Consider the following 25,978-nt stretch of genomic DNA (forward strand, 5'->3'; position numbering starts at 1 on the left):
AAAGCAAATATTTTGACATTAATGTTCAAATGAATATAATTTTTTTATTACACGTGAAATTTCATAATCTAATTTTTCTGTATCTATAGTTAAAAGTTCTTTATTTTTCATAACAGTTTTCCCATGAATTATAACTGTATTTACATCAAAAGAATTTCCGGCATAAACTAATAGTGAAATATCATTTAAACGAGGCTTCCAATGAAATCCTGTTCGATCTATTAATTGTATATCTGCTAAATAGCCTTCTTTAAGTTCACCTAAATCTGAATATCCTAAACATTTTGCACCATTTTTTGTTGCAAGATTGATAGCTTCTTTTGATGTAATTGCGTACGGATCCAATGTATTCGCTTTATGAATCAAAGCTGCCAATCTCATTTCTGAATACATATCTAATTTATTATTGCTGGATGCTCCATCAGTTCCAAGTCCTACTGTTATTCCTTTTTTTATTATTTTAGTTATAGGTGATATTCCCGATGCTAATTTTAAATTACTGCCGGGATTATGTGCAACTTTTACATTTTTTTTAGATAATATGTTTATATCATTATCGTTTACATATATGCAATGTGCTGCCAGTGTAGGATAATCAAATAAACCTATATTGTTCATTAATTCTATCGGTGTCATACTGTATTGTTTTATACAGTCATTTACTTCATTTAAAGTTTCTGCTAAATGTATATGTATAGGCATATTTTCTTTTTCTGCTACTTTACAAACTTTTTTTAAGTAGTATGGAGGGCATGTATATGGTGCATGTGGTCCTAACATTACTTTAAAACGTCCATTATCTGCATTATTCCAATTTTTATATAATTCTATATTTTCTTGTAAGGCTTGGTCTGCATTTGGGCTTATTCCGGATAGTCCACGTGCAATATTACCTCTTATTCCGGCTTTCTCAGCAGCTTTTGCGCAAGAATCCATAAACATATACATATCGCAAAATGCAGTTGTTCCGCCTCTTATCATTTCGGCAAATGCCAGCATACTTCCCCAATAAACAATATCATTATCTAAATGATCTTCAGCAGGCCATATTTTTGTTTGTAACCAATCCATCAGCGCCATATCATCCGCATAACTTCTAAAAAGAGTCATTGCAACATGTGTATGAGTATTTACAAATCCCGGGATTGCCAACATACCATTACCGTTTATTATTTCATCATATTCAGTTTCATCAGGACTAATTGGGAAATTCTTTATTCTATTATTTTTTATTGCAATATTTTGTTTAGTCTTGATTTTATTATTTACATATATATCTACATTTTTTATTAATATTGACATATTATCTCCCTTTATATATTTTTATTTAAGTTTTAAAAAAGATATATCGTATGGAGGGTACAATATTTCTTTTTCAGTAATAAAACCGGTTATCAGCGTATTATCTGTTACATCAAACGCCGGATTATATACATCAATTTCTTTTGGTGATATTTCTTTATTATTATACTCTTTTATTTCTTTTGAGTCGCGCTCTTCAATTATAATTTGATTTCCGTTTTTTAGATTAAAATCAAATGTAGACGAAGGTGCCGCTATATAAAAAGGTATGTTATGAAATTTTGCTGCTATAGCCAATCCGTATGTACCTATTTTATTTGCGGTATCACCGTTAGATGCAATTCTATCGGCTCCAACTATTACGGCATCTATTTTTTCTTTTTTTAATATAAATGCAGCTGTACTGTCTGTTATAAGTTTACAAGGTACTTTTTCATTATTCAATTCATATGCTGTTAAACGTGATCCTTGTAATAACGGTCGTGTTTCATCTATATAAATACACTTTATTTGTTTATTCAGATTGAGTTTTTTTATAATCCCCAATGCAGTTCCTATACCCTGGGTTGCTAGTGAACCTGTATTACAATGTGTTAAAATTTTTAAATTTGTTTTATTTTTAAATAGTTCAACACCGTTATTTGCAATTTTATCGCATAATATTTGATCTTCTTTATCTATATCGGTGGCTTCTTTTAATAAGATATTTATAATATTTTTTAAATCGCTTTTTTCTGTTAGTTTAAGTATTTTATTTATAACTAAGGATAAATTAACTGCGGTAGGTCTGGTATTTTTCAATTTGTTACCTGCATTTATTATAAAATCTTTTTGTCCGCTTTTAGGAAGTTTTTGTGATTCTATTGCAGCTAATACCATTCCATAAGCGGCAGCTATACCTATTAAAGGTGCACCTCGTACTGATAATGTATATATTGCATCAATTACAGTTTTATATGATTTACATTTTATATAAGATGTTGTTAAAGGTAATTTACGCTGGTCCAAAATAATAAGTTCATTATTGTTCCATTTTATTGCATTCATAATTTAATAACCTCTGCATGTGGAATATTTTTATTTGTAAATTTTTCAGGATTTTCTATATATATATCGGCTATATTTTTTAAGATGTTTTGAAATTTTATGGAGTTTTTATTCATACATTCAAATACTTCGTCTTGTGTTATTATGTTTTTTGAAATTCCTGCAGCAAAATTTGTAATCATACATATGGTTGCATATGCAATACCTGCTTCTCTTGCAAGTTGGCATTCAGGTACATTTGTCATGCCGACAACGGTTGCACCAAATTTTTTAAACATTTTTATTTCTGCAGGTGTTTCAAATCTTGGACCTTCTGTACAAATATAAGTTCCTCCGTTATGTATTGTAATATTAAGTTTATTTGCCTCTTTTAATATTAATTCTCTTATTTCAGGAGAATATGGTTCTGTCATATCTACATGAGCTACTCCATGTAAAATACCATCAAAAAAAGTATTTTCTCTCATTTTAGTCATGTCTATAAATTGATTTATCAATATAAAATCTCCCAACTTATATTTTAAAGTCAAACTACCTACTGCAGATGTGGAAATAATTGCCGTTACACCTAGTATTTTTAATGCATATATATTTGCTCTATAATTAATTTTATGAGGAGGAACAGTATGTTTATTTCCATGACGTGCCATGAAAATTATTTCTTTATTTTTATATATACCAGAAGTATAGTATGAAATTCCGTAAGGAGTTTCAATTTTTTTTTGTTCTGTTTTTTCTAAAATTTTAGGGTCATAAATACCGCTTCCGCCTATAAACGCTAATTTATTCATTGTTATTCTCCGTTTTTATGAGATTTAATATATCATTTTTTGTAAAATTATAATTTTTACCACAGCCATTACATGTAATTTCAATTGCTCCTCTTTTTAACAATTCATTTTGTTCCGACTGTGAAAGAAGTTTTAAAGAAGAAAAAACTTTTTCTCTTGAGCAGGTGCATTTATATTTTATTTTTGTCTCATATATTAATTCAAAATTTTCTTTTTTTATTAGTTCATCTAACGTTTGATTTTTATATAATTCATTTATTTCTTTAAATTTTTTCATATTCCCTTGGGGTAATAATTGAATTAAAAAACCGCTTGCTTTTGTTATTTGTCCATTTATATTCGTGTCGACATTTGTATGAAATTCGGACTCTATTTGTTCTGATTTAATTGTAAAATCTGTAAATATTTTATCAATTGAATTTTCTGTAGTTTTTATAATACTTTTAAAAGGATGTTTAAGTAGTGAGTATTTATTTATTGATAAAATACCTTTATATTTCGCAAGGAATTCTTTTTCGTTTTTTTCTTTTATTAAATTTTCTTGAGAAGTTTTAATATATCCTCTTAAATAATTTACATTATATGCATCTGCAAATATTATTCCTAACGGGCTGTTTGTTTGCCATTGTAATGAAATAGATTCTTTATTTTTAAAGTCTTTTGCCAATAGTACTGTACTTAAAAATACTTTGGATAAAATTGTTGCAGAAAATGCAGATAATTTATGTAATTTTTGTACATTTTGTGTAATTCCCGTAAGATCCGTTGATATAATACGTAAATTGTAAGAGTTTATATAGTGTTTAATATATCCCATGTTTTTCCTCTTTTATAATAAAAAAGACCCTAAACGGATCTTTATATTTTGAGTATGTCTATAGCTTTTTTTCTATCAGGCTTACCGAACACTGCCGATCCTGCAACACAAATATCAGCTCCGGCATCTTTTAACAATTGAATATTTTCTGCTTTGATTCCTCCGTCAACTTCAATCAAAGTATTATATCCGTTATTTTGTATTATTTTTTTGAGTTTTTTTACTTTTTCGAGTGTATAGTATATGAATTTTTGGCCACCGAATCCCGGATTTACACTCATTATTAAAACATAATCCAAAATAGGTAAAATCGGTTCTATGTTATTAATTGATGTTGCGGGATTAATAGCTATTCCTGCTTTTATTTTTCTTTCTTTGATTTCCTGAATTATGCGATCTTGGTGAATACTTGCTTCTTGATGAAATGAAATCATTTGTACTCTGACTTTTTCTAATTCATCTAAATATTTTTCAGGATTAAAAACCATCATGTGTATATCAAATGGTAATTTTGTATGTTTTCTTATAGCATTTATAATAGGTACTCCAAATGTTAAATTTGGAACAAAATGCCCATCCATCATATCTAAATGCAATAAATCAGCACCGCTTTTTTCTATTTCTCTTACTTCTTTTTCTAAATTGGCAAAATCTGCTGATAATAAAGATGGTGCAATTTTCATTTATAAAGCCTCCTCTTATTTTCTTCTATTTCAAGTAATATTTTTTTATAAGAGTTATATCTTAATTTAGAAATTAAATTATTTTTCAATGCATCTAAGACGGCACATTTAGGTTCTGATAAATGTTTACAGTCTGAAAATTTACAGAGTCCGATATAATTATTAAATTCTTTAAATAATGTGTCAATCTTGGAATCTATAAGAGATGTTGTATCTAAGCAAGTAAATCCTGGAGTATCTATAACATAAGTTTCAGAATTTAATTCTACAAGTTCTACATGCCTCGTAGTAGTTTTTCCTCTACCGGTATATGCACTTACTTCTTGAGATTTAAAGTAATCTTTGCCTATTAATTGATTGAGTATAGTTGATTTGCCTGCACCTGACGGTCCTGTAAATGCATTAATTTTATCTGAAAGATTGTATTTTAAGTTTTCAATGCTTTCCGGTACAAATTTTGATATCAATATTGAAGTGTATCCTATTTTTTTGTATAAATTTTCTATTTTCTTTGCATAATCACGTGATAAATCAAACTTATTTATACATATGATAGGTATACTGTTGTTATTTTCAGCTATTGCTATCATTTTATCTAATAGATTTAAATTTATATCAGGATTTTTTATAGCAACAACTAAAACTAATTGATCTATATTTGCCACAGGTGGTCTTTGGAGAGTATTTTTTCTTGGATATATTTTAGTTATGACCGGATTTGAGCCTATTTCCAAGTCATATTCTACAATATCTCCTACCAATAAATTTGTTTTCATTTTTAAATTGCCGCGTGAACGACAAAGTTCTAATTTATCGGTTTTTCCAAGAATTGAGAAATATCCGTTCTCGTTTTTTATAATTATACCTTTCATTACAAATTCCGTTCTTGTACTAAATCATCATTTATATAAACTTGAATTCTTACATCTCCTACACCTGATACGTTTATAGATACGACTTCCCCGGGTGGAACCATATTGTCATATACAGAGTGTTTTCCGTTATCATCAATAGCATAAATTACAACGTGTCGATCAGAACCTGTTTTAGGCATTGAAACACTTACATTTCCGCTCTTTCTTGTGGATTTGGATCTACCGATTACAAGATTTACTACATTTTTATCTGTAAAACCTACAGCCGGATCTTGTGATACTACTATTGAATTCATATCTGATTCTGATGCACCGTCTTGTGATGTAATGCTTCCTAAATTTAATTTTGCATTTGTAAGTGATGCTTTTGCATCTCCTAAAGTCATTCCAACAACACTGGGAACGACAAGTTTTTGTTTCATATTTACTACAACGTTAACTGTTGTTCCTTTATCTACTTTAGTTTTTGCTACCGGATTTTGTGATAAAATCGTATCCGGTTCTTCTTCACTGTCGTTTCCGTTTTCTATTGCACCCAATGATAATCCTAATTTTTCCAATCGTTCTTTAGCTTGTTCTATAGTTAATCCTTTTAAATCGGGAACTAAAATAACTGATCCGCCTTTACTTACAGTTAAATGTATAATTCGTTGTTCTTTGACATTTGTACCGGCCTGAGGTGTTTGTGAGATAACTTCTCCGGCAGGTACTTCATTATCGGATATTTCATCAACGGATACTCTTAAATGTTTATTTTTTAAAATATGTTCGGCAACTTCAACCGGTTTACCTACTACGTTCGGAACCGGTATATTTTCCGTACTCCAAAAATTTCCGAAACTGAAAAATGCCCATGCGAAACAAATGACAAATAACGCTACCATACTTATCCAAATATATTTTTGAGGCATTTGATTCAAAAATTTTAAAAATTTATTTTCTTTTTTTATTTTATTTCTGTTATTTAAATTTGTTTTTAAAATAGGTTTAGTTATAGAATTTAAGTCGTGATCTGCACGTTTATATATCGACATTGTAAATCCTTGTGCTATGCGTAATTCCGAAATAAAATCGGAAATTGTGTCATATCTTTTATCTGGATTTTTTGCAAGTGCAGTCAATAAACATTCTTCCAGCATTGGAGATATTGCCGGATTGAATTTAGTTGGTTTGGGAATATCATTTTGCATATGTTTTAATGCAATACTTACCGCAGTGTCTCCTTCAAATGGAAGATGATGTGTAAGCATTTCATAGAAAACGATACCTAATGAATAGATATCTGTTTTTTCAGTAACTTTATCACCGGCAGCTTGTTCAGGTGATAAATAATGAACAGATCCTAAAATAGATTCTTTGTTCATTATTGTAGATGAATTTACAGCTCTTGCTATACCGAAATCTGTAACTTTTACTTTACCTGATTCAGTAAGCAATATATTATGCGGTTTTATGTCACAATGTATTATTCCGTTTTTATGAGCTTCTTCTAATGCACTACCTATTTCTATAGTAATTCTTACAGCAACGTCAATAGGAATATGCTTATGTAAATTAATATATTGTTTTAATGTTTCGCCTTCAACATATTCCATAACTATATAATGAATAGATTGATCACAACCTACATCATAAATTCCTACTATGTTAGGATGCGATAATTTACCGGCAGATTGTGCTTCGTGGCGGAATCTTACTATAAAATCATTATCTTCAGCGAAATTACTATGAAGAATTTTTACAGCAACAATTCTATCAAGTAAAATATCTTTTGCTTGATAGACATCCGCCATTCCACCGGAACCGATTTTTTTCTCTAATTTATATCTTTCATCAAGAATTTTACCAATCATCATTTTCTCCACAATCAATCATTTTCATAACTAATAAGAATTAGTGATATATTGTCATTTGCACCTGCGTCATATACCAATTCCATTAATTTTTCTGCACAGTTTTTTAAATTTTCATCAGTATTGAATTTGTATTCGGATAAAACTTTATTTATTGTGTAATCTTCCAGCATTCCGGTGAGTCCGTCACTGCAAATTAAAATTACTGAGTTTTTTTCAAGCCTGATTTCTCCTGTATCGACGTCTAAGTCTTCATTTATACCGACCGCACGTGTAATTTCGTTTCTTCTCGGGTGTTTTTTTGCTTCATCTATGGTAATTTTCCCTTTTTTTAAAAGATTCATTACAAAAGAGTGATCTTCAGTAATCTGTTTTAATATTCCGTTTTTAAAATAATATATGCGACTGTCTCCAACATGAGCCCAATATATTTTATCTTTATTTAAGGCAACGGTTATTAAAGTACTACCCATTTGATTTAAATTAGGGTAATCTTTTTTTTGCTCCAAAATTATCTTATTTGCATATAAAATAGACTTCTTCATTACCTCTTCAGAAACAGATACCTGAGGAGTTTCTTTAAAGAAGTCTTTCGCGGATTCTACCGCAATTCTACTTGCTATTTGTCCGCCTTTATATCCGCCCATTCCGTCGGCAAGTATAAAATAAGGATTATTTGAAACATATATATAATCTTCGTTTAATTTTCTGACTAAACCTTTTCTACATTCACCATAAACTCTTATCATGATTTTATTTCTCCGATATGCAGAAACTTAACTTGTTTTCATCTTACCATTTGATATATTTATAGTCAATTTTATCTGTTTTCCAAATATCTTCGTTTTAACTGTCCGCATGCAGCTTGAATTTCATTTCCCATTTGTCTGCGTACTGTAGCACTTTTCCCCATTTTTTCAAGAATTTGTTGAAATTCAAATATTTCTTTTTTTGAAGGTGCAAATAGTTGAATATGTTCAGTTCCATTGACAGGAATCAAATTAATGTGACAATTTAAATTTCCAACTAATTTAGCTAATTCTACAGCATGTTCCGGAGCTGCATTTATTCCCTTTATAAGTATATATTCAAATGTAATTCTTCTACCTGTATTTTCAAAATAATGTTTTGAAGCACGTATAACGTCTTCTATCTTGAAATGCTTACTTGAGGGTAAAATTTCATTGCGAATTTTGTCATTAGGAGCATGGAGGGATATTGCAAGTGTTATAGGTAAATTTTCTTTTTCCAATCTATATATTTGAGGTACTATTCCACATGTAGATAAAGTTATATTTCTATAACTTATATTTAAAATTGAGGAGTCATTACACAATTTTATAAATTTCAAACAATTTTCATAATTTGTTAAGGGTTCTCCCGCTCCCATTAAAACAATTGAATGTACAGAAATGTTTTTTAATTTTTTAAATGCATATACTTGCGATAACATTTCTCCAAATGTTAAATTACGTTCCAATCCATTTCTGGTTGAAGCACAAAATATACACCCCATCGCACAACCGATTTGTGTTGAAACACAAATTGAATTTCCGTACTTATGGTGCATGCAAACAGTTTCTGCCAATGATCCGTCCTTTAATTTAAAAAGAATTTTTGTTGTATTACCGTCATTGGATTGTATACTGTTTATTACTTCAGGTATATAGATACTTGCATTTTCTTTTAACCATTCACGCATATTTTTCGGTAGTTGTTTCATTTCATCAAATGTAAATATGCATCTATGATAGAGATAATCATGTATTTGTTTTGCTCTGAATTTAGGAAAATTGTTTAATGTTATATATTCTTCCAATTCTTTTAATGACTTTCCCCATATGTCCAAACCCATAAATTATCTCCTTTTGAATTTAGCGATAAAAAATCCGTCACTTTTCAGAGTATCGGGCCATAAAGTCAACATCCCGTTTTCAGAATTTATAATATCATTAATAGCTATAGAATCTAAAAAAAATTCTTTCTTTTGATTTAAAAACCAGTCAACAATTTTTTCATTTTCATTTATATTTAACGTACATGTACTGTAGACTAAGGTACCACCTTTTTTTACATATGTTGATGCACATTTCAGTAAATCTTTCTGTGTTGATATTAATGATTCAATAGTTTCTTCCGTTCTACGCCATCTTAATTCAGGTTTATGTCCTAAAACACCTAATCCCGAACAAGGTGCATCTAACAATACTTTATCATATTGTCCAGTTAATGTCGGTAATAATTTTGTTGCATCTTGCAATTTAGGAGTTACTATTTTTACACCCAATCTGTTTATATTTTCTTCTATTAATTTAATTTTATGAGGATATAAATCCCAAGCATCTATAGAACCCTTATTATCCATTAATTGTGCTATTTGAGTTGTTTTACTTCCCGGTGCCGCACACATATCCAAAACTTTTTCATAAGGTTTCGGATCTAATGCATAAGCGGGAATTATGGAAGATATTGATTGTATAAAAATATATCCCTTTTCTAATAAATCTGTTTTAAAAAGATTTACACCATTTTTTATAAGAAAAATATTTGGGAAATTTTCAACACCGGAATATTCAATTTTGTTTTCATCAAATATTTTAATCAGGTCATTTGTTGTAATTTTTAATTCATTACAACGAACAAATAAATTTTCAGGTAAATTAAAAGCTTGTAGAATTTCTTTTGTTTTATTTATACCATAATCTTTGTTCCATTTTTGTATTAACCAAATCGGCTGATTGTAAATCAATGATAATTTTTCAAATTTACTTAACTTGGAAAAATCATTAATTTCAGCTTTTTTTCTTAAAAAATTTCTCAAAATTGCATTTACAAATTTGACATTACCTTGATGTGTAATTTTTTTTGTCAATTTTACGGTTTCGTTTACAGCAGCAGATTCAGGAATTTTATCTAAATATATTAATTGATACAAACCTAAATATAATAAAATTCTTACGCTTTTATGAATTTTATTTATTGAACGATTACTTAATTTTTCAACAATATATTGGAGATAATTGCATTTTCTGCAAATTCCATATACCAATTCAGTTATTAAAGCTTTATCCCTACTAAGTAACTTATGTGATTTAAAAATTTTTTGTAGGCTTAAATTAGCATATGCATCTCTATAAAAAATCTCATATATACACTGATATGCTAATAATCTTTCATTAATTTGTTTAAAATTCGAATTTTTCATTTATTTTTATTTGATATCCATTAATAAAATCACGTGATGACATGCATTTATGATTTTCAGGTTGCAAAGCATAAATTTCTAAAATACCTTTACCTGTAGATACATGAATAATATCATCTTTTAAAGATATTATTGTTCCTGAAGGAATATTTTTATTATCTACATTTTTATAATTTGATTTATGTAATTTTATTCGTTTTTTCCTGAAAAATGTATATGTACCGGGATTCGGATACATTCCACGTATAAGATTATGTATTGTGTTTGCAGGTAAATTCCAATTTATATGTCCGGAAGATTTTGTTATTTTTTCTGCGTATGTTGCTTCTCTTTCGTTTTGAGCTATAGATTCGCTGAGTTTTTTTTCTAAATCATTTAAAACTTTTACAAGTTCATATGAACCTTCTTTTGCAAGAATTTCAAATAAATTTTCTGCAGTTGATTCTTGAGAAATAGGAATTTCCTTTTGTGAAATAATATCTCCTGTATCCATACCTTTATCCAATTTCATAATGGTTATTCCGGTTTTTGTTTCTCCGTTGATTATGGCTCTTTGAATCGGTGCTGCACCTCTGTATTTAGGTAATAATGATGCATGAACATTTATTGCACCATATTTGGGAATTCTTAATATATTTTCAGGTAAAATTTTACCGTAAGCTATGACAACAATAATATCAGGTTTGTATTCACTAATTAATTTATACTGGCTTTCATCTTTTAAAGTTGTCGGCTGGTGTATAGGAATATTTTGTTCTAATGAATATAATTTCACAGGAGAAAAAGTAATTTTTCCGTTTCTTCCGTTTATTTTATCCGGTTTAGTAAATACAGCTATGGGGGTATATTCATTTTTACAAAGCATTTCTAAAGATTGTTTTGCAAATTCCGGTGTACCCATAAAAATTATTTTATATTTATTTTGCAATTATTTGATTACCTCTTGTTTAATGTAATAGCTTTATCAATAAATAAAGTTCCATTTAAATGATCAATTTCATGCTGAACACATCTTGCAAACAATCCTGTTGCTTTTTTCTGTTTTCTTTTACCGCGAATGTCTTGATACTTAACTATTACATGAGCATATCTTTCGACTTCTCCATATAAATCTGAAACTGAAAGACATCCTTCCGTTTCAATTACTTTTGAATCATCAAGCGGTTCCCATTCAGGATTTATATATACATCAAATCCGTCGTTACAGTCTGCAACAAAAATACGTTTTGATAATCCAATTTGCGGAGCAGCAAGTCCTACTCCATTTTCCGCATACATAGTTTTTTTCATGTCTGCAATTAAGTGTTTCATTTTTTTATGTTGCAAAAACTCTTCTTCTGTTACGGGCTTGGCAACTTCTCTAAGTACGGCTTTACCTACTTTTACTACTTCACTCACAATATAACCTCTTTCTTTATAAAATTAACTTTTTAGTTTAATATATAGGATCTACATCTATAATTATATCATTTTCTTCAGAAATAAAAGAATTTCTTATTATTGTTTTTATTGAAGAAAGATTTTTCCCTTTTATTAATATTGAAATATAATATTTGTCTCGAATTTTTTTCAGATTTTCATCATAAGGCGGTACAATTATAACGTCATTTTGATTGTTTTGCGATAAATACTTATATATACGATTAGCTTTATATAATGCTTTTTCATATATTTTATTAAAACTTGATATTTTAATTAATTTTGAAAACGGCGGATAAAATAAAGCTTTTCTATATTCGATTTCTTTTCTGTAAAATTCTTCATAATTATGTTTTGCTATAGATTGTATAACATAATGAGATGGATTATAAGTTTGCAGAATTACTTCTCCTTGTTCTTTATTTCTACCGGCACGACCTGCACATTGAGTAAGTGTATTAAAAGTGTTTTCTGCAGATAAATATCCGGGAGTATTCAACATTCCATCAGCATTTAAAATTCCTACGGTTTTAACATCGGGGATATCATGCCCTTTTGTAACTAATTGTGTACCTAATAAAACATCAAATAATCCTGAACGAAAATCATTTAATATTTGAGCCGAACTTCCTTTTTTTGAAATACTGTCTATATCTAATCGTTTACATTTTAACTCAGGCAAATATTTATGTATTTCATCTTCAATTCTTTGTGTTCCGAATCCTTTATATATCAATTTATTATTACATTTCGGACAAATTGTAATTACATCAAAAAATTTTTCACATGAGTGACATTGTAATCTTTTTTTATCTTTATGATAAACCAATGAAACGTCACAATGTTGACATTTTACAGTATTTCCGCATTTAGTACAAATGAGATATGTAAAAAAACCTCTTCGATTTAAAAAAAGTATAGATTTTTTAGTATTTGTTTTGGTATCTTTTAATTTTTTTAAAAGATATCCGGAGAATAACGAGTAATTTCCTAAAAGGTATTCATCCTGCATATCTATTATATTTATTTTAGGAAGTGGAGTTTTATGAATCCTATAATTAATTTCAAGTAAATCTATTTGTTTATTCTCAACAGAATTATATGTAGATATTGATGGTGTAGCTGCACCTAATATAATTGGGCAATTATGAATTACTGCCAACATTTTGGCTACATCTCTTCCGTGATATCTTGGTCCATCACTTTGTTTGTATGAAAAATCATATTCTTCGTCAACTATAATAAGCTTTAAATTATTAAAAGGCATGAATAAAGCTGAACGAGAACCTATAATAATTCGTGCTTCGCCGTTTTGTATTCTCATCCTGTTGTTATAACGTTCACTTTTATTTAAGTTGCTATGCATAAAAACAATATTCGAACCGAAATATTCAGTAAAGTATGATATGATTTGATCCGTCATTGATATTTCAGGTACAAGTATTAAAACAGTACCGTTATTTAATAATACGTTTTCTGTAGCTCTTAAATAAACTTCTGTTTTTCCGCTACCCGTTACACCTTTTAATAAAATTCCTGAATATTTACTTTCTTTTATTTTTTTTAGTATATTTTTCAGAACATTATTTTGTTCATCAGTTAAAATTTTTTTATCTTTCTTTTTTATTGTATCTTTTATCAAAGAAAACGTTTTTCTGTATTTGTAAAAATATTTTGCTATATTTTTATCACAAACAGCATTTATTACCGAACTTGAAAATCCTTTTTCCTTTAAATTGTCTACAGAAGCTTCTTTGTTTTTATCTAAATATTTTTTTAATTCAAATTGCTTTGGACCGAGTTTAAAATTTATATCGGTATTATTTAATTTTATCCATTTATCTAAAGGACGTTTATATGTAGAATCATAAATTTCTTGAACAGAAAAAAATTGCTTATCTATATATTCTTTAATATTATTTTTTGATAATATCTTTTCTATTGCATCTTTACGTACCGTTTTTACAGAAATATCTATTAGTTCTTTTATTTTGTGATTTTCAGGTATTATGTCCCAATTTATAAAATAACTTATATCTTTTCTTATACCTTTTTTGTCAATTAAAAATAATCTGAGTGCATCTAATAAAGTACATAAATAATATGAAGATATCCAATATGCCAATTGCATCATTGAATCTGAAAACCAATTATATGAATCAATTGTATTTTCAATGTCTAAAACTTTATATGATACTGAATTTTCTTCAATTTCTCTTATTGAAATTACAATACCTTCTTCTTTATGTTTTCCAAAAGGAACGACACATCTCCAACCTATATTTATATAACTTAAATTTTTAGGAATGCGATATGAAAACGTACGATTTAAATGCTTTGATGGTCTGTTTATAAGTATTTCAGCTATAGTTATTTTCATTTTACCCTACTTTTATAAAATAAAGAGATGTAACATTAACTGCTACATCTCTTTATTTTATCACATCTTTTATTTTATACCTGATTCTTTTTTCAATACAGATACTTTATCTAATTTTTCCCACGGTAAATCCAAATCGTTTCTTCCAAAATGTCCATATGCCGCAGTTTGTTTATATATAGGTCTCTTTAAATCAAGCATATCAATAATACCGGCAGGACGTAATTCGAAATTTTTGTTGATTAATTCAACAATTTTTTCTTCAGAAATTTTACCTGTACCGAATGTATCTACTCTTATTGAAACGGGTTTTGCCACACCTATAGCATAAGCTAATTGAATTTCACATTTGTCTGCAATTCCTGCAGCGACAATGTTTTTAGCTACATATCTTGCTGCATATGCTGCAGAGCGATCGACTTTTGTAGGATCTTTTCCTGAAAATGCGCCACCGCCGTGACGTGCCATACCGCCATATGTATCTACTATTATTTTACGTCCGGTAAGTCCTGCATCACCTTGCGGTCCACCGATAACAAATCTTCCTGTAGGATTAATAAAATATTTTGTATCTTTATCAAGATATTTTGCAGGAATAATTTTCTTTACAACATGCTCTATTATATCTTTTTCTATTTTATCATGAGATACTTCCGGACAGTGTTGTGTTGATATTACAACCGTATCAACACGATGCGGTTTATTATCAATGTATTCTACCGTAACTTGTGTTTTTCCATCGGGACGTAAATAATTTAATTCACCGCTTTTTCTTACTTCGGCTAATTTTCTAGCTAATTGTTGTGCCAATTGAATCGGCAGAGGTATAAATTCTTCAGTTTCATTTGTTGCATAACCGAACATCATACCTTGATCTCCTGCACCGATATCATATTTTATTTTCTTGTTTTTCTTTGCCTCTAATGATTTATCAACACCCATTGCAATATCAGGAGATTGTTCATCAATTGATACAAGTACACCGCATGTTTTACTGTCAAACCCATAATCTGAATTTACATATCCTATTTTTTCAATAGTATCTCTTATTACTTTCGGTATATCTATATAACATTTGGTAGATATTTCACCGAAAACATGTACTTGTCCTGTTGTTACAATTGTTTCACAAGCAACACGTCCATCAGGATCTTTTGATAAAATTGCGTCTAATATGGCATCAGAAATTTGATCGGCTATTTTATCAGGATGACCTTCAGTAACTGATTCTGAAGTGAATAATGTTTTATTGGGCATAATAACCTCCATTATTATTTAATAAAAAAACCTCCGCACAGGGAGGAATCTTTCCTCTCATCTGCCAGCTTTTGCTGTTGGAATTAGCACCGTTTCATAATGATGGTTGCCGTAGCTTCATAGGGCCAGTCCCTCTGCTACTCTTGATGAGCGACATAAGTCTCATATTTAATTCAAAATCATTATAAATCTTTATTAATAATTTATCAAGTAAGACTTTTTATAAAACTTGTGAAAGGAAAGCTTTTGTTCTTTTTTCTTTTGGTGATTTAAATAAGTTGTTGGGTTCTCCTTCTTCAACTATAATTCCGTGATCAATAAAAACTGCTCTTGTTGCTACTTCACGCGCAAAACCCATTTCATGAGTAACAACAACCATTGTCATACCTTCGTTTGCAACTTCTTTCATAACATCTAAAACTTCATGTACCATTTCAGGATCCAGTGCCGATGTAGGTTCATCAAATAATAGCGCTTTAGGTTTCATTGCTAAAGCACGTGCAATGGCTACACGTTGCTGTTGACCACCGGAAAGTTGAGAGGGCTTGGCATTTTCTTTATCTTGTAATCCAACTTTTTTTAATAAATTCATACCTCTGGTATAAGCTTCTTCCTTTGATAATCCTCTTACTTTCATAGGTGCAAGCATTAAATTTTTTATGACACTCATGTGCGGAAATAAATTGAAACGTTGAAAAACCATACCAACTTCAGTACGAACAGCGTTAATGTTTTCTTCTCCGTTTAGAGGCATATTGTCAAATGTTATAATTCCGGTAGTAGGAGTTTCCAAACCGTTTATACATCTGAGTAATGTGCTTTTACCTGAACCTGATGGTCCTATAATAACGACAACTTCACCCTCATTGACTTTCAATGATATATCATTAAGAACTGAAGTATTTTCAAATGATTTACTTATATGATTTACATTTATTAAAGTTTTTGTAGCTTCCATTATTTTCTCCGTTCTAAAAATGATACTAACCGAGAAATAGCTAATGTCATAACAAGATATAAAAATGCAACTGTAAGCCAAATCTCAAAAGAACCATACGTTTGTGCAATAATTAATTGTCCTCTACGTGTTAATTCTTCAAATCCAATAACAGAAACAAGTGAAGAATCTTTTAACATTGCAATAAATTCATTACCTAACGGTGGAAGTATATTTCTTAAAGCTTGAGGCAATATTATATGGTACATTGTCTGCCACCATGTTAATCCTAATGATCTTCCGGCTTCCATTTGACCTATATCAATTGATTGTATTCCTGCACGTATGATTTCCGAAACATAAGCACCGCTATTTATACCACATGCAGTAACTGCAGCTAAAAACGGATCAACTCTATGTCCGCTAATCATAGGTAAAGCAAAGTAAATTAAAAATATCTGAACCAATAAAGGAGTACCTCGGATGCAATCAGCATAAATTGTTGCAATAATTCGCAATACACGAATTTGACCGATACGTAATATTCCTATAATCAATCCTATAATCAATCCTATAGCAACGCTTACAGCTGTTATTTCAATAGTTACTCCGGCCCCCAAAAGTAATAATGGGAATGCCTGTTGAATCAATTCAAAATTCATAATTTATCCTATTTTTCCTTTTAAATAAAATTTAAATACAACATGTATAATTTTACATTTAAGAGAATAGTTAGTCAACAATATTATTTAAAAAAATGAACGAAGAGTTATTTACTGAACTCTTCGTTCATTAATTCTCTTAAATAGTTAAACCTTTTTTTAAAAGATTTAAAGTTTTATCTTTACCGAATAAAGAAATCATTGTATATATACCGGGACCCTTTGTTTTTCCTGTTAATGCAATTCGAACAGGTTCAAATGCAAGTTTTCCTTTTATATTAGTCGTTTTCATTGCATTTGTAAAGCATTTCTTTATAAAATCATCTTCAAATAAATCTAATTTTTCAAGATTTTCTATAAAAGCTTGAAGAATTTTTTTACTTGAGTCGGCTTTCATAATTTCTTTATATTCTTCGTTCTTAATTTCTCCAATTGTTCTGTAGAAAATTTTCAGTTCTTCTTCTACTTGCATACCATATGACAATCTTTCTTGAACGTAGCAAACAACTTTTTTAAGCCATTCTTTACGCTCCGGAGAAATCGGTAATGTTTCGTATCCGACTTTAACTATAAAAGGCATCAAAAATTCCAGTAATTGATCGGGTGATAATTCTTTTATATAGCGAGAATTTATCCAGTTCAGTTTTTCAATATCGAAAACCGCATCATTTGATGAAACGCGATTCATAGTGAATTTTTCTATTAATTCATTTCTTGTAAATATTTCTTCTTCACCTTCAGGTGCCCAACCTAACAAAGCAAGGTAATTTACTATTGCATCAGGTAAATATCCCATATCTTTATAAGAAGTAATAGAAGTTGCACCGTGTCGTTTACTCATCTTTTTGTGGTCTGAACCTAGTATCAGTGATATATGTCCGAAAACAGGTGCTTCGTGTCCTAATGCTTGATATATAGCTATTTGACGCGGTGTATTTGATAAATGTTCTTCTGCACGTATTACATGTGTAATTTCCATGTCTATATCATCTATTACTACAGCAAAATTATATACAGGTATTCCGTCAGATTTCATAATTATGAAATCTCCCACTCCTGATGCTTGAAATTCTACATGACCTCGGACCATATCATCAAATTCAAAAACACCATGTGTAGGAACTCTGAGTCGGACAACCGGCTTTCGTCCTTCTTCTTTATATTTTTTTTGTTCTTCAGCTGTTAGATTTTTACAGTAACCTTGATATACAGGAGTTTTTCCTTCTTTGAGTTGTGCTTGTCTACTTGCTTCCAATTCTTCAGCTGTATCATATGCATAGTATGCTTTATCTTCTTTTATTAACTGTTCTACAATTTTTTTATATTTTTCTAAACGCTCAGTTTGTCTATATGGAGCATGAGGACCACCTACATCAATTCCTTCATCCCAATTAAGACCTAACCATTTTAAAGATTCTTTTATATTTTCTTCAGATTCTTTAGTTGAACGTACCGTATCTGTATCTTCAATACGTACGATAAAATCACCATTCATATGTTTGGCAAGTAACCAATTAAATAAAGCAGACCTTGCTCCTCCTATATGAAAAGGTCCTGTCGGACTCGGCGCAAATCTTACTCTAATTTTCTTCTGCATAACAGTGCCTCCTGACAATCAAAGCTGTTGATAATGCAATTATTGCTTTATCGTTTCCTACAGCATCTAATTTTTCATTTGTTTTAGCTTTTATACCTATTTGATTAATTTTTATTTTCAATATTTTTGATATATTAATTTTCATTTCCGGGATATATTTAATAAGTTTAGGTGATTGAGCTATTACAGTTGTATCTATATTTGAAATAACAAAATTTTCTTTTTCTATAATTTCTGAAACTTTTTTTAACATCGTTAAGCTTGAAATATTTTTATATTTAATATCTGTATCCGGAAAATACGTGCCGATATCTGATAATCCTGCTGCTCCCAATAAAGAATCTATTATAGCGTGAATAAGTACATCAGCATCTGAATGACCCTCAAGTCCTTTTTCATTTAAAATTTTAACACCGCCTATGATAAGCGTATTTTTTAAATTTTTTCTATGAATGTCATAGCCTTGACCTATTCTATACATAAGTTTATCTCTATCAATTATCTCACAAAAATGTTCCCAGTCTTCAATTGTTGTAATTTTAAATAATTTTTCATAACCTTTACAAATTTTAACTTTGTAACCTGAATATTCCAATATGGATGAATCATCGGTTATTTCAATATTGTTTGAAGGTATTTTGGATATTGCATCTTTAAATATTTTAGTAATAAAAACTTGAGGTGTTTGAATTTTTATTAAATTATTTCTATTCAAAGTTTTTTTTACAATATTTTTTTCTTTTTCTTTTATTGTATCGCTACAAGACAAAAATGGTATTGCACCAGGCGTATCTTTATCAATATTATTTAATAAAACCTTTATAATTTTATTGTTTATAAAAGGTCTTGCGCAATCATGAATTAATAAATAATCTGATTCTGGATCCACAGACAACAACCCGTTTTTCACGGATTCAAATCGTGTTTTTCCTCCTGACGTAAACTTAACTTTTACAGTATGTCGAATTTTAGAAAGTATATTTTTAAAAATCTTTATTTCAGAATTTTTAACTACTATAATTAATTCATCTATTTGATTTGAAGAAAAAATATTCTCTAAAGTGTATTGCGCCAACGTCTTATTTTCATGTTTTAATAATAACTTATTTAAAGAAAATCCTACTCTACTACCTGCACCTGCACATAGAAGAATCATGCTGTTCATACTTGTTTTTCTCCTATTTTTGCAAAAATCATTTTTCCGGCGGCGGTTTGCAATACAGATGTAACCATAATTGAGACTTGTTTTCCTATTGATTTACTTCCATTTTCAACTACAATCATAGTTCCATCGTCCAGATATGCAACACCTTGACCTTCTTCTTTTCCGTGTTTTATAAGTTGTACAACTATTTCTTCACCTGGAATCAATACAGGTTTTACTGCTATAGCTAAATCATTAATATTTAATACTTCTATTTCTTGTAATTCTGCAACTTTATTTAAATTATAATCGTTAGTTATTATTTTATATTTTTTTTGTCTTGCTAATTTTATTAATTTAGAATCGACTTCATTTACATCTTCAAAATCATCATTTATAATGATAACTTCATCTTCTTGTTTTTTTCTCATTTGATTTAATATATCAAGGCCTCTGCGTCCCCTGTTTCGTTTTAAAATATCAGATGAGTCAGATATTTTTTGTAATTCTTCCAATACAAAAACAGGAATAACTAAAGGTCCTTCTAAAAATCCTGTTTTAAAAATATCTGCAATTCTTCCGTCAATTATAATATTTGTATCTAATAATTTCCCGACCTTTTTATTTTTTGACTCTTTTCCGTGACAAATTATCCATTCCCAAATTTCAGCTTTTTTATTAATTCCCAAGTGCATACCTATATATCCTAAAACTATGCTGAGTACTACGGATATATAAGGCCCTATATAAGGTACACTTCTAAATGCAAGTCCAACTAAATTTGCAATTATCAGTCCGATAAAAAGTCCGGATGTCCCAATTAATAAATCTTGTAATGAATTTGCCGTTAATGATTTTTCGACATGTGATGTTAATTTAAAAAGTTTGTTTATTAAATATGGCGCTATAAAAAAACCTATAAATGCACCTATTATCGCATTTATAATTATTGATGCACCTGATATTATCGTAATTCCTAAAATCATAAAATTTAATATATTTTCGGGTACTATTAACGATAATATAAATGATGTTTGTGTAGATAATGCAATTCCTAATATTGTAAAGAGTATTATAAAAATAACCCTTAAAATTTTTTCTGACATATAAATTCCTCTAATAAATAGTTTATATTGCATACATTAAGTTAATACAATAATTATATTATCACATAAATTAAGCTTTGAGTACAATTGTACTTATTTTATTTGTATTATTATTTTTTTATTAAATTAATTGCATCATTTATATGTGTTATAAAATGTGTATATTTTAATAAATATAATAAATCATTTTCTTTAAAATATTTTTCTACATCTTTTTTGTTACCCATTGGTAAAATAAATTTTTTAAATTTCATTTTTATCGCTTCTTTTATGCGTATTATTATTCCTGAAACAGGTAATATTTCTCCTGTTAAACTTACTTCACCTAAAACAATCATTTCTGCAGATATAGGTATATCGTTATTTATAGAAACTATAGCTAAAGCAACTGCCAAATCTACAGCTGTTTCTCGTACATAAATTCCACCGGGAATATTTATATATACATCATTTCTACTAAATAATTGATGTGCTCTTTTTTCAAGTACAGCAAGTAACATAGTTACTCTATTGTAATCATATCCTACAGTAACTCTGCGCGGCATATTCAAGACTGTTGTTACTGTAAGTGCTTGTACTTCAATGATAACTGCTCTCATTCCTTCTAACAGTGTTGTTGCTATACTTCCGGGAATATTTGATGCTCTTTCTCTTAATAGAAATTCGGAAGGATTATTTATAGCTGAAAGGCCTGTCTTATTCATTGAAAATAATCCTGTTTCATCTGTGGAACCAAAACGATTTTTTACCATTCTGAGCATACGAAATTGATAACTTCGATCACCTTCCAAGTACGCTACAGCATCAACCATATGTTCCAACATTCTAGGTCCTGCGAGGTTTCCTTCTTTTGTTACATGTCCTATTATAATTAGTGCGATATTATCTCTTTTGGCTAAATTTATTAAAATGGATGTCACGTCACGAATTTGTGTAATGCTTCCTATTGACGTATTCGAATTTGCTATAAAAACAGTTTGTATTGAATCTATTATGAGTAATGACGGATTTATTTTTTGTGTTGCGTTTATTATATTTTCTAAATTGCCGTCAGACATTATATAGCAAGAGTCTTCAAACAATCCAATGCGCTCTGCACGCATTTTTATTTGAAATTCGGATTCTTCTCCGCTGCAATATAAAACTTTTTTATTTTTTTGCGCTACAAACTTACAAATTTGCAATATTAAAGTTGATTTACCTATGCCTGGTTCTCCACCGCATAATATCACAGATCCCGGAACGATTCCTCCACCCAAAACTCGATCTATTTCGGGAAATTCTAAATTTATACGTTCATTGCTTTTTGAGTTTATTTCTGATATTTTAAGCGGCTTTTTTAAATCTGATTTTGAACTAAAAAATGTTTTAGGATTTGTAATATTAATTTCACTCTCTTCATGCATACTATTCCATTCATTACATTGCAAACATTTTCCTACCCATTTAGAACTTATATTTCCACAATTACTACAAACAAACTTTGTTTTCTTTATATTCTTTGCAACCATAATATTACCCCAAAATAATAAGACATGAATTCACTCATGTCTTATTATACTACACAAAATTACAACGTATTGAAAACTAATTGTTTTTCATTATTTAAATCAATATTTAATTGACGTTTACCTTTAAGGTCTCCCTTTATAATCATATCTGAAATATTATTTTCAATTTTTTTCTGAATAAGTCTTTTCAAAGGTCGTGCTCCATATTCGAAACTATATCCTTCTTTTATCAGATATTCTTCAGCTTTATCAGATACTGATAATTTAACATGTAAACTATTCATTTTATTTTCAGTATTTTTAAGGAGTAATTTTATTATAGATTTTAATTCTTTTTCTTCAAGCGGTTTAAATACTATCATTTCATCAATTCTATTTATAAATTCAGGTCTAAATGTATTTTTTACCTCTTCAAGAATTTGTGTTTTTTGATTTTCAAATGATATTTCTTTTATATCCTTTCCGGTTATTTCAAATCCTAAAGATTTAATATTTTTATTTAAATATTTAGCACCTAAATTACTTGTCATTATAATGATGCAATTTGTAAAATCAACCGTTCTTCCTTGTCCGTCAGTAAGTCTACCATCATCCAATACTTGTAAAAGAATATTGAAAAAATCAGAATGTGCTTTTTCTATTTCATCAAATAATATAATGCTGTACGGTTTACGACGTATTACATCAGTTAATTGTCCTCCTTCATCATAGCCTACATATCCTGGAGGTGCTCCTATTAAACGGGATACTTCATGTTTTTCCATATATTCGGACATATCAAATCTTACTAAAGCAGATTCATTACCAAACATGTATTCTGCAAGTGCGCGTGCCAATTCAGTTTTTCCTACACCTGTAGATCCCAAAAATATAAATGAACCTATCGGATGTTTCGGATCTTTCATTCCGGCTCTTGCTCTTCTAATAGCTTGAGCTACTGCATGAATCGCTTCATCCTGTCCTATAACTCTTTTTTTCAACTCATCTTCTAAATGTAACAAACGCTCTGAATCGCTCTGTTTTAAACTTTGCAACGGTATTCCTGTCCATTTTGAAACTACTTCTGCTATGTCTTCACCAGTAACAATTAACGGTTTTGGATTATCATCTTTTTTAGCTTTCTTATATTCAGCAATTTTATCTGATAAACTTTTAGCAATATCACGCAATTCGGCAGCTTTTTCAAAATTTTGTGAAGAAACTGCAGCTGTTTTTTCTTTTTGAACAGATTTCAATTTATTTTCCAATGACTTTATATTGTCAGGTGATAATGAAGCTTGAATTTTTACTTTTGCTGAAGCTTCATCTATCAAATCTATTGATTTATCCGGTTGAAATCTATCATTTATATATTGGGTTGATAAATCTACTGCATTTAAAATAGCTTCATCAGTAATTTTGGCATTATGAAATGCTTCATATCTATCTCTTAAACCCTTAAGAATTTTTATTGTATCTTCACGGTTTGGTTCTCCGATTATTACAGATTGAAAACGACGTTCCAATGCGGCATCTTTTTCAATATATTTTTTATATTCATTAAGAGTAGTTGCACCTATACAACGTAATTCTCCTCTTGCAAGAGACGGTTTCATTATATTAGCGGCATCCATCGATCCGCTTTCTCCGGATCCTGAACCTGCACCTACCAGGGTGTGAATTTCATCAATAAATAAAATCCAATCTTTATGTTTTTTTATTTCATCTATTATCTTTTTTAATCGTTCTTCAAATTCACCCCTATATTTTGTACCTGCAACAATAGAAGCAATATTTAAAGATATAATTTTACAATTTTTCAACATTTCAGGTACATCTTGAGTTATTATTCTTTGTGCAAGACCTTCAGCAATTGCAGTTTTTCCTACACCCGGTTCTCCAATTAATACCGGATTATTTTTATTTCTTCGCATTAAGATTTGAATAACACGATTTATTTCATCTTGTCTACCTATAACAGGGTCTATTTTACCTTCTTTTGCACGTTCATTTAAATCAATTGCAAATTCGCCGAGTTCACCTAATGATGAATCTTTCTTGTTATATGAATCTTCTGATAAAACTTTGTTAAATGCATCTATTATTTTTTCTTGTGTAACATTGAAATAATCCATAATTTGCATTATGAAGTTATCACCTTCATGAAGTATAGCCAGAAGAAGATGTTCCGTTCCTACATATTGCATATGCATTCTATTTGCTTCTTCTACAGAAGTAACTAAAATACGTTTAGTTTGCGGAGCTACATATAATTCATCAGATGAAAGAATTGAATGTTTTTTATAGCTTTTTAAAATTTCTAATAAGTTTTCTTCCGTTATTCCTACAATAGATAAAATTTTACTACCGGCATCGTCTTTTTCATGTGCAATACCGACCAAAAGATGTTCCAACCCAATGTATTCGGAATTTAAACTCGATGCAATTTTTGCCGAGTATTTCCATGCATTTTTTACGCCTTCAGTATATCTGTCTTCCATTAGTATCACTCCTTAATTTTAATTTTCTTTATTTTTCAATTTAATTTTGTCACGAATAACTGCAGCGCCTTCGTAATCTTCAACTTCGACAGCTTTTTTTAATTTTTCTTTTAAAATATCAATATCTGATTTTTTTTCTTTTGAATCCAACTTCTTTGTAAATAAATCAGATATATTTTCAGTATATCTATCTTTTTTTATTAAACTTGAAATTTTATTATCTATCCTAAAATAATTTGACATATCATCAACATCTTCAAATTCATAAAAACTGTTATCTAAAAATTTATTCACCATGTAAAATGGATCTTGAATTCCGCTAATTTGGAAATTTTCTTTATTTGCACAAACATGACATAAATTATATTCAGTTCTATTTCCGTTTATTATAAGAATTTTATGTATTGAAGCTCTATTTTTACCACATTTTTCACAATTCATAATTCATCCCTCCAATATAGTTTTTACCCTTTTTGTTAAAGTATTTATTCCTTTATTAATTTTAGAATCAGGACAATAATCAAGAAATGTATGTACAGCTGTCATAAATAATGAAAATTGTACATCATCAAAAATATTACTTTCTTGTAAATCATTTAAAAGTTTATTTAATATTTCTTTTTCATTTATCGGTTTTACGATAACAGGATAATTTTTAACGGAAGAAATTTTTATATATCCCCCATTACCACGTCTTGATTCAACTATAAAATTTTGATTATCTGAAAATCTTGTATTTATTACATATGTTATTTGCGATGGAGCACATTCCAATTCATTTGCCAATTCTCTTCTTTTTAAAATAATTCCTTCATCTTCTCTGCTACGTAACATTTCCAGAATTATTTTTTCAATTTGATCTGATAAAATGTTATTCATATTTTACTCACCTCTTACTAAATTAAGTATAAA

23 protein-coding genes and 1 riboswitch are annotated in these 25,978 nt (G+C 29.2%); all 23 genes read right to left on the reverse strand.

Annotated features, from left to right (window positions below):
* Positions 1–18: 18 nt before the first annotated feature.
* The 23 genes from P6922_RS02870 to P6922_RS02980 all read right to left on the reverse strand — a co-directional run bounded on the left by P6922_RS02870 (position 19) and on the right by P6922_RS02980 (position 25,945).
* Positions 19–1,302 (reverse strand): amidohydrolase, encoded by a 1,284-nt coding sequence (locus P6922_RS02870; RefSeq protein WP_276874094.1) that lies wholly within the window; start codon positions 1,300–1,302, stop codon positions 19–21.
* A 21-nt stretch (positions 1,303–1,323) separates the two neighbouring features.
* A complete protein-coding gene (mtnA, locus tag P6922_RS02875) occupies positions 1,324–2,349 on the reverse strand; it encodes an S-methyl-5-thioribose-1-phosphate isomerase (protein WP_276874096.1) in 1,026 nt (341 codons plus the stop codon).
* The gene (gene mtnP / locus P6922_RS02880; protein WP_276874098.1) at positions 2,346–3,140 is read right to left on the reverse strand and encodes an S-methyl-5'-thioadenosine phosphorylase; all 795 of its coding nucleotides are present in this window, start codon (positions 3,138–3,140) and stop codon (positions 2,346–2,348) included. The genes mtnA and mtnP overlap by 4 nt, the downstream gene beginning before the upstream one ends.
* The gene (locus P6922_RS02885; RefSeq protein ID WP_276874100.1) at positions 3,133–3,957 is read right to left on the reverse strand and encodes an Hsp33 family molecular chaperone HslO; all 825 of its coding nucleotides are present in this window, start codon (positions 3,955–3,957) and stop codon (positions 3,133–3,135) included. Before P6922_RS02885 ends, mtnP begins: the two co-directional genes overlap by 8 nt.
* A gap of 41 nt (positions 3,958–3,998) precedes the next feature.
* Positions 3,999–4,640, reverse strand: coding sequence for a ribulose-phosphate 3-epimerase (rpe, locus tag P6922_RS02890; protein WP_276874102.1), 642 nt, complete (start codon positions 4,638–4,640; stop codon positions 3,999–4,001).
* The gene (rsgA, locus tag P6922_RS02895) at positions 4,637–5,512 is read right to left on the reverse strand and encodes a ribosome small subunit-dependent GTPase A (protein WP_276874104.1); all 876 of its coding nucleotides are present in this window, start codon (positions 5,510–5,512) and stop codon (positions 4,637–4,639) included. The genes rpe and rsgA overlap by 4 nt, the downstream gene beginning before the upstream one ends.
* A complete protein-coding gene (gene pknB, locus P6922_RS02900) occupies positions 5,512–7,368 on the reverse strand; it encodes a Stk1 family PASTA domain-containing Ser/Thr kinase (RefSeq protein WP_276874107.1) in 1,857 nt (618 codons plus the stop codon). The genes rsgA and pknB overlap by 1 nt, the downstream gene beginning before the upstream one ends.
* A gap of 14 nt (positions 7,369–7,382) precedes the next feature.
* Entirely contained in the window at positions 7,383–8,117 is a 735-nt protein-coding gene (locus P6922_RS02905; protein WP_007554541.1) for a Stp1/IreP family PP2C-type Ser/Thr phosphatase, read from the reverse strand.
* Positions 8,118–8,188: 71 nt separating this feature from the next.
* On the reverse strand, positions 8,189–9,223 hold the full coding sequence (rlmN, locus tag P6922_RS02910) for a dual-specificity RNA methyltransferase RlmN (protein ID WP_007554592.1): 1,035 nt from the start codon (positions 9,221–9,223) through the stop codon (positions 8,189–8,191).
* Positions 9,224–9,226: 3 nt separating this feature from the next.
* The gene (gene rsmB / locus P6922_RS02915; protein ID WP_276874110.1) at positions 9,227–10,573 is read right to left on the reverse strand and encodes a 16S rRNA (cytosine(967)-C(5))-methyltransferase RsmB; all 1,347 of its coding nucleotides are present in this window, start codon (positions 10,571–10,573) and stop codon (positions 9,227–9,229) included.
* Positions 10,554–11,501: a methionyl-tRNA formyltransferase gene (fmt, locus tag P6922_RS02920; RefSeq protein WP_276874112.1), complete on the reverse strand. Its 948-nt coding sequence runs from the start codon at positions 11,499–11,501 to the stop codon at positions 10,554–10,556. The genes rsmB and fmt overlap by 20 nt, the downstream gene beginning before the upstream one ends.
* An 8-nt stretch (positions 11,502–11,509) precedes the next feature.
* Positions 11,510–11,971 carry a peptide deformylase gene (gene def, locus P6922_RS02925; protein ID WP_007554606.1) on the reverse strand — a complete coding sequence of 154 codons (462 nt, stop codon included), beginning with the start codon at positions 11,969–11,971 and terminating at the stop codon, positions 11,510–11,512.
* Positions 11,972–12,008: 37 nt separating this feature from the next.
* Complete coding sequence (gene priA / locus P6922_RS02930; RefSeq protein WP_276874115.1) at positions 12,009–14,372, reverse strand: replication restart helicase PriA; 2,364 nt, start codon at positions 14,370–14,372, stop codon at positions 12,009–12,011.
* Between the two features lie 69 nt (positions 14,373–14,441).
* On the reverse strand, positions 14,442–15,629 hold the full coding sequence (gene metK / locus P6922_RS02935; RefSeq protein WP_276874116.1) for a methionine adenosyltransferase: 1,188 nt from the start codon (positions 15,627–15,629) through the stop codon (positions 14,442–14,444).
* A gap of 54 nt (positions 15,630–15,683) precedes the next feature.
* A riboswitch (SAM riboswitch) is annotated at positions 15,684–15,782 on the reverse strand.
* A gap of 67 nt (positions 15,783–15,849) precedes the next feature.
* A complete protein-coding gene (locus tag P6922_RS02940; RefSeq protein ID WP_276874119.1) occupies positions 15,850–16,587 on the reverse strand; it encodes an amino acid ABC transporter ATP-binding protein in 738 nt (245 codons plus the stop codon).
* Positions 16,587–17,228 carry an amino acid ABC transporter permease gene (locus tag P6922_RS02945; RefSeq protein ID WP_007554601.1) on the reverse strand — a complete coding sequence of 214 codons (642 nt, stop codon included), beginning with the start codon at positions 17,226–17,228 and terminating at the stop codon, positions 16,587–16,589. The genes P6922_RS02940 and P6922_RS02945 overlap by 1 nt, the downstream gene beginning before the upstream one ends.
* Positions 17,229–17,367: 139 nt before the next feature.
* Positions 17,368–18,825: a glutamate--tRNA ligase gene (gltX, locus tag P6922_RS02950; RefSeq protein ID WP_276874121.1), complete on the reverse strand. Its 1,458-nt coding sequence runs from the start codon at positions 18,823–18,825 to the stop codon at positions 17,368–17,370.
* Positions 18,809–19,990: a 2-C-methyl-D-erythritol 4-phosphate cytidylyltransferase gene (ispD, locus tag P6922_RS02955; protein WP_276874123.1), complete on the reverse strand. Its 1,182-nt coding sequence runs from the start codon at positions 19,988–19,990 to the stop codon at positions 18,809–18,811. Before ispD ends, gltX begins: the two co-directional genes overlap by 17 nt.
* Positions 19,987–21,075, reverse strand: a complete 1,089-nt coding sequence (locus tag P6922_RS02960; protein ID WP_276874125.1) for a PIN/TRAM domain-containing protein — start codon at positions 21,073–21,075, stop codon at positions 19,987–19,989. The genes ispD and P6922_RS02960 overlap by 4 nt, the downstream gene beginning before the upstream one ends.
* A 110-nt stretch (positions 21,076–21,185) precedes the next feature.
* The gene (gene radA, locus P6922_RS02965) at positions 21,186–22,586 is read right to left on the reverse strand and encodes a DNA repair protein RadA (RefSeq protein ID WP_276874128.1); all 1,401 of its coding nucleotides are present in this window, start codon (positions 22,584–22,586) and stop codon (positions 21,186–21,188) included.
* Between the two features lie 59 nt (positions 22,587–22,645).
* Positions 22,646–25,066 carry an ATP-dependent Clp protease ATP-binding subunit gene (locus P6922_RS02970; protein ID WP_276874130.1) on the reverse strand — a complete coding sequence of 807 codons (2,421 nt, stop codon included), beginning with the start codon at positions 25,064–25,066 and terminating at the stop codon, positions 22,646–22,648.
* Between the two features lie 18 nt (positions 25,067–25,084).
* The gene (locus tag P6922_RS02975; protein WP_276874132.1) at positions 25,085–25,507 is read right to left on the reverse strand and encodes a UvrB/UvrC motif-containing protein; all 423 of its coding nucleotides are present in this window, start codon (positions 25,505–25,507) and stop codon (positions 25,085–25,087) included.
* Positions 25,508–25,510: 3 nt separating this feature from the next.
* Positions 25,511–25,945, reverse strand: a complete 435-nt coding sequence (locus P6922_RS02980; RefSeq protein WP_007554536.1) for a CtsR family transcriptional regulator — start codon at positions 25,943–25,945, stop codon at positions 25,511–25,513.
* Between the last annotated feature and the right edge of the window lie 33 nt (positions 25,946–25,978).

Origin of the sequence: Dialister micraerophilus, assembly GCF_947090205.1 — a bacterium.
GTDB lineage: Bacteria > Bacillota > Negativicutes > Veillonellales > Dialisteraceae > Dialister > Dialister micraerophilus.